Source organism: Pseudochelatococcus lubricantis (assembly GCF_042432495.1).
In the GTDB taxonomy this organism is placed as follows: Bacteria; Pseudomonadota; Alphaproteobacteria; order Rhizobiales; family Beijerinckiaceae; genus Pseudochelatococcus; species Pseudochelatococcus lubricantis.
The window spans coordinates 1-5,205 of record NZ_JBHLXC010000022.1; the positions used below are offsets into that span (position 1 = coordinate 1).

4 protein-coding genes are annotated in these 5,205 nt (G+C 60.6%); all 4 read left to right on the forward strand.

Annotated features, from left to right (window positions below; all coding sequences use genetic code 11):
* Nucleotides 1-1,431 precede the first annotated feature (1,431 nt).
* The 4 genes from curA (at nucleotide 1,432) to ACFFJ7_RS19200 (ending at nucleotide 5,174) form a co-directional block, all read left to right on the forward strand.
* Nucleotides 1,432-2,466 (forward strand): NADPH-dependent curcumin/dihydrocurcumin reductase, encoded by a 1,035-nt coding sequence (gene curA / locus ACFFJ7_RS19185; protein WP_377594535.1) that lies wholly within the window; start codon nucleotides 1,432-1,434, stop codon nucleotides 2,464-2,466.
* Between the two features lie 1,014 nt (nucleotides 2,467-3,480).
* Entirely contained in the window at nucleotides 3,481-3,861 is a 381-nt protein-coding gene (locus ACFFJ7_RS19190) for a hypothetical protein (protein ID WP_377594537.1), read from the forward strand.
* Nucleotides 3,862-4,107: 246 nt separating this feature from the next.
* Nucleotides 4,108-4,791 (forward strand): hypothetical protein, encoded by a 684-nt coding sequence (locus ACFFJ7_RS19195; protein WP_377594539.1) that lies wholly within the window; start codon nucleotides 4,108-4,110, stop codon nucleotides 4,789-4,791.
* Nucleotides 4,788-5,174 (forward strand): hypothetical protein, encoded by a 387-nt coding sequence (locus ACFFJ7_RS19200; protein WP_377594541.1) that lies wholly within the window; start codon nucleotides 4,788-4,790, stop codon nucleotides 5,172-5,174. Before ACFFJ7_RS19195 ends, ACFFJ7_RS19200 begins: the two co-directional genes overlap by 4 nt.
* Nucleotides 5,175-5,205: the final 31 nt, after the last annotated feature.

The window sequence follows — 5,205 nt, forward strand, 5'->3', positions numbered from 1 at the left end:
AAAATCACAAAGGTCGATGACCTGATGCCGTGGCGTTGGAACGGATAGCGGTCAGACCGGACGCTTACTCATCATCGTAGCTGATGGGCATTACCGCATTTTCTTCCGCGCCGGCACGCGCCTTTCCCTATCCCAGCCACGCCATGGGGCGTGCGACGGTGCCCGACAGGGCATCGGCGCGCTGGGTCCCGGAGGGATAAAAAATTTCCTGCAGGCATGGAGATAGCAAACGTGGCGCAACCGGCAGGTTGCGCCACGTTTGCGGTATTGGGCATTCCTTTTTCTTGCCCCATGACGGCGTGACATTGTCGCGCCGTCGGGATTGGTCAGGGGTTGAATAAAAACCCCCCGCCCAGCGTCCAGGGCGCTTCCGATTTATGCATATGATATTGATATATTTACGATTTTATCGATAGATCGCTTCCAGTGGGCATGGCGTCTTTCCTCGAAACGGTACCTGCCGGGCCATCAAAGCCGGTGGCTGATATGGCGGAGGTCTTGTTCCCGTCTGTCCGATGGTCGCAGGCACGCCTGTCAATGTCGGGGCGATATCGCCCCGATGGTGGACGACCGCCTGACCGCTCGCTTGCGGACACCTGCCACGTCTGGACGACACTGCCCGGAAGGCGACGGAGTACCAGGCACTGCCGCAGGTGACGTCCCGACTTCGGGACGATCGCAATCCGCATCGCCATGCCCGCCTGCGAATGTCGCCGGGCTTTCGTACGAGAGCCCGTCGACAATGCCGACCCGGTTGCAGCGATCTGCGCATATGATGAAAGCAGGGTCCATGCAGAGCGGGGCCGGCTTCCACTGTCCGGTGCGGAGCGCTTTTGGCAGGGCCCTTCCCTCACCCTCGGCAGGCCGCCTCGCGGTTATCGTCGGCGGTCGTGCCGAAGTCTGCCGACATCGCCACGATGGTGGAAGCTGTCGAACCGATCGCTTCAGCGGTCCGTCAGGATATGCACGACGATGCGCGGACGGCGGCGGCATTCCCGGCATCGGCCAGCGGACATATCGCACCCTCCGGAAGTCTGGCCCCGCATACTTGAGTCCGTCTTTCAGCGGCATGCCAAAGGGCCGGCGATGTCGCGCAATCCCTTTTCTCATCGGGAAGCACACAGGCGCCGGAACCAGGCGTTCGCGGCTATCGGCGGAGATCGCGCCGTCTCTGTTCCACCTGTTCGGCCCGGCGTGGTTCGTCCCGAAGCCACGACCGGAGATCGCGCCCATCGCACAGCCCACGGAAGATCGCCGGATGACGACGCCCCCCATCGATACGCTGCCGGTATGATGGCTTGCAGAAATCACGAAAGCGCCGGCGCCGTGTCGCCGCTCACCGCAGTGCAAGTGGTGCGACCATGGTTTGCGCCACGGCCGCCTCCATATACATTCCCGGGGCGCAACGCTGTTGCCAAATATCAAAAGGAAATGACCATGGCCGCCAACACCCGCATCCTGCTCGCCGCGCGTCCCGACGGGCCACCGAGGCCGAGCGATTTCAGGATCGAGGACGCCCCGATCCCCGAGCCTGCCGAGGGTCAGATCCTGCTCAGGGTGCTTTATCTGTCGCTCGATCCCTATATGCGCGGCCGGATGAGCGCGGCGGAGTCCTATGCCGCTCCGGTCGAGATCGGCGCGGTGATGGAAGGCGGCACCGTCGCGCGCGTCGAGCAATCCCGGCATCCGGGCTATGCCGAGGGTGATATCGTGCTGTCGCATTCCGGCTGGCAGACCTATGCGCTGTCCGACGGCACGGGGCTGAGGAAGCTGGATCCCGCCGCGGCGCCCGTCAGCACTGCGCTCGGCGTCCTCGGCATGCCCGGCTTCACCGCCTGGGCGGGGCTCTCGATCATCGGCCAGCCGAAGCCCGGCGAGACGGTTGCGGTCGCCGCCGCGAGCGGCGCGGTCGGATCGGTCGTGGGACAGATTGCCCGGATCAGGGGCGCGCGCACTGTGGGTATCGCCGGCGGTCCGGAAAAATGCGCGTGGGTCCGCAATGAACTCGGCTTCGACGCCGTGGTCGATCACCGCGCTTCCGATTTCGCCGGGCAGCTTGCGACCGCCTGCCCCGACGGCATCGACGTCTATTTCGAGAATGTCGGCGGCAAGGTGTGGGATGCGGTGTTTCCGCTGCTCAACAACCATGCCCGCGTGCCGGTCTGCGGCCTGATCGCCTCCTACAACGCTAGGCCCGGCGACATCGAGGGACCGGACCGGCTGCCGGGTTTGTTCCGCGCCATCCTGACGCGCAGCCTGCACATCCGCGGCTTCATCCAGACGGAGTTCGCCGACCGGCGAGCGGAATTTTATCGCGAGGCCGCCGACTGGATTGCGTCCGGGCGGTTGCGTTACCGGGAGGACATCGTCGACGGTCTCGCCAATGCACCGCAGGCCTTCATCGGCCTGCTGGAGGGCAGGAATTTCGGCAAACTTCTCATTCGCGTTTCAGACGAAAACAACTGACCATAACTGTCGGGGAATTACCCCTTGGCATCGGCACCATGCCCATGGCCGCAGCCGTGTCATGCGCGGGGGCATTGCACTCGCGACGACGGATGCGCATGGGATTCTGCGGGATTGGTCAGGACAGCACGGTTTGTCCGCTACCGGCCACGCGACCCGCTGGATCCCGCAGACTGGTGTCAGGCTGACCTTCATCATCTGCTGTCGCATTCGTCACCGTGTTTGTGCTCCTGGACCCGTTCGCTGCCCTGCCCGTCGTCATGAGCGGAGTCGAGGATACGGGTTCGTCCCGCGGTCCCGCCCCATTCGATCGGCGTGACGGTGCGTGCGGCAAAGGCTCGTTCCATCGAGATCTGGATTAATTGTCCAGGCGCGCAGATGGATGGTCCCGTAGACGTCAGCAGGATAGCGCCGCGATAGTGGAAGCAGTCCGACCGACAATTTCCGATTTCCGACGCGGGTGGACGCAGCCATACGCGAAGCCTGGGATCACGACACGAAAGGCATCGATCTCGGGCAGCGGCGGTTCAGATTCTCCACGATCGCCGTGCCACCGTCGAGGATATGTGGCCACATGATCCGTTCGGCTGCGGCGTGCTGTCCATATGTCGCCCGCATGATTTCGTGGATCGCAGTCTCTCGCAGGACATCCGCGAGCCTGACTCCTCCGGCCATGCGTCGACTCCCGCCGTACGGCGGATAGCGCGCACCATACTGTGTCCCCGGTCCGTCACATTCACCGACATGACGTCTTCGCCTCGCACGGGATTCGTCAGAACGGCGGATCCCGGTGGCGGAAGGGCACGCTCATGCCGACATGGGCCGGAATCCGACCCGTGACCCCGAGCCTTCCATTTTTTTTGCTCCGCCCAGAACCGTTTCCGACAAGCAACGACAACGGATGACCATTATGGACAATCTAGTAACATACTGATACTATTGACTATTTAATCGATCGTGCGATTATCGCGTCCATCAAGGGGCGCGAGCCCGTCTGCTGCGAGCACGCCAGTCATGAACGACATACCGACACCCGACACCATTAGCCTCCCGACGATGGTATCCGCCATCGACAGCGCCCTCGCTTCAGTCGCTCCCGTGCAGCGCGATACAAAGGCGGCGGCCCTGCGCGCATGCGCAGAGCGTATTCAGGAGCTGCGCGCGGGCGGCGCTACCTGGTCACAGATTGGTGACGCCCTACGGGCCGGTGGCGTCTCGGTCTCGGACGATCACATCCGGCGTGTCATAGAAAAACTGAAGCAAGGCCCATCCAGTAACAATCATGCGACTCAGAATAAAGGCGCCGTCCTTACGTCTACATATGATAAAGCCAAGCAGAAAATAGCCAACTCCACAACATCACATATGAAAAGGTTTGCTTCCCATGATGAGTAATCGTTTTTTTATAGATGGCAAAGGTGGCTGCGGAAAATCATTTCTGTTGCTTTCACTATTGTCGCCATACAAAACGAAACCGGGCAGACGCGGCGGTGGCTCCTCAAACAGCGATGAGCGCCCCGTCAAGCGCCGCCGTTCCCGCAAGCAACAAAAATCTCTTCCCGCTGAGGTGTGGAAGTTATCAAACCGCCGTCGCAATGGAAGACGGCAATACGATCTATACAGTAACGTGGAGAAACCGACATGTCTTTGAGGCAATTCCTGCTCTATCTGGGCAAGGGGGGCAGCGGCAAAAGTCTGATGGCGATGCTCAACGCGAGCCAGGCACGAAAAGAAGACCGCAATATCGCCATTTTTGATGCCGACGTGGCGAATCCGACACTCACGCGCTATTTTCCTGGATATTTTGACGCACATCCCGATCATGTCATGCCCGGCGCGTCACCGGAGGACGTCGAGGAGTGGCTTGAGCTCGTTGTCTTCAATCCGGACGAAGCCAGCTACGATGTCGTGCTGATGGACGTCGGTGCCAATATCGAGGGCCCGATCCTCAACTGGCTCGGCACGCGTGGGGCGGACTTTCTCCCCCTTGTCAGGGTCATCATTCCCATCGATAGCCGCGATGCTGTAACCGCCGGGGTCATCATCGCCGAGTGCGTCCCCCATGAACAGGTTCTGTTCGTCGTCAACGAGCGCGGCGGCCGACACGCAAAATATGCCCTCGAGGAACCAGTCCTCAGGGAAGCGCTCAAGAAGGGCGCAAAAATCGCTGTGTTTCCCGTGCTTGGGCGGAGCATCGTCGACGTTCATCGTCTGTCGATACCGCCCGATGAGCTTGAAGTGCATGGCAACCTGTTCGAAAAGCAGGGCGCAAGGACGCTTCTACGACTGGTCACAGAAATATTTCCGGAGGAATTCCGACCATGACAAAAAAGTTGTCCGAACAGGAAAAATGGTATCGTGACATGGCTGCGGAGAAGTTGCTGGATACCTGGCATCAGCACTCACTGGCGGGCGCCTTTACCACAAAGATGCGCCGCGAGCTCCAGATCCGTCCTGGAGATCCGCTCCACCCCGTTGCAGACTCGCTTGATGAAATCGGTTCTACCATGATTATTGCCGTCGAGAATGCGGTGAAAGTGGCCGTAAAACGCCATTTCGTGAATGCCCTCGAAGCTCAGGCGGAAATCATGGAGAAGCAACAAGAGAGATACTTCAGGCAGAATATTGCGTTGAACGCAGCGATTGCAATTTTCTTCGTTCTTGCGCTGGCTCTTAGCGCTCGTGGACAAAGGGCATCCATAGTTTGACAGCGGCGATGGCGACGAAGCCGAGGTACGA

Coding starts and splice junctions, on each gene's coding strand:
- curA (WP_377594535.1), top strand. CDS start 1,432: ATGACCATGGCCGCCAACACCCGCATCCTGCTCGCCGCGCGTCCCGAC.
- ACFFJ7_RS19190 (WP_377594537.1), top strand. CDS start 3,481: ATGAACGACATACCGACACCCGACACCATTAGCCTCCCGACGATGGTA.
- ACFFJ7_RS19195 (WP_377594539.1), top strand. CDS start 4,108: ATGTCTTTGAGGCAATTCCTGCTCTATCTGGGCAAGGGGGGCAGCGGC.
- ACFFJ7_RS19200 (WP_377594541.1), top strand. CDS start 4,788: ATGACAAAAAAGTTGTCCGAACAGGAAAAATGGTATCGTGACATGGCT.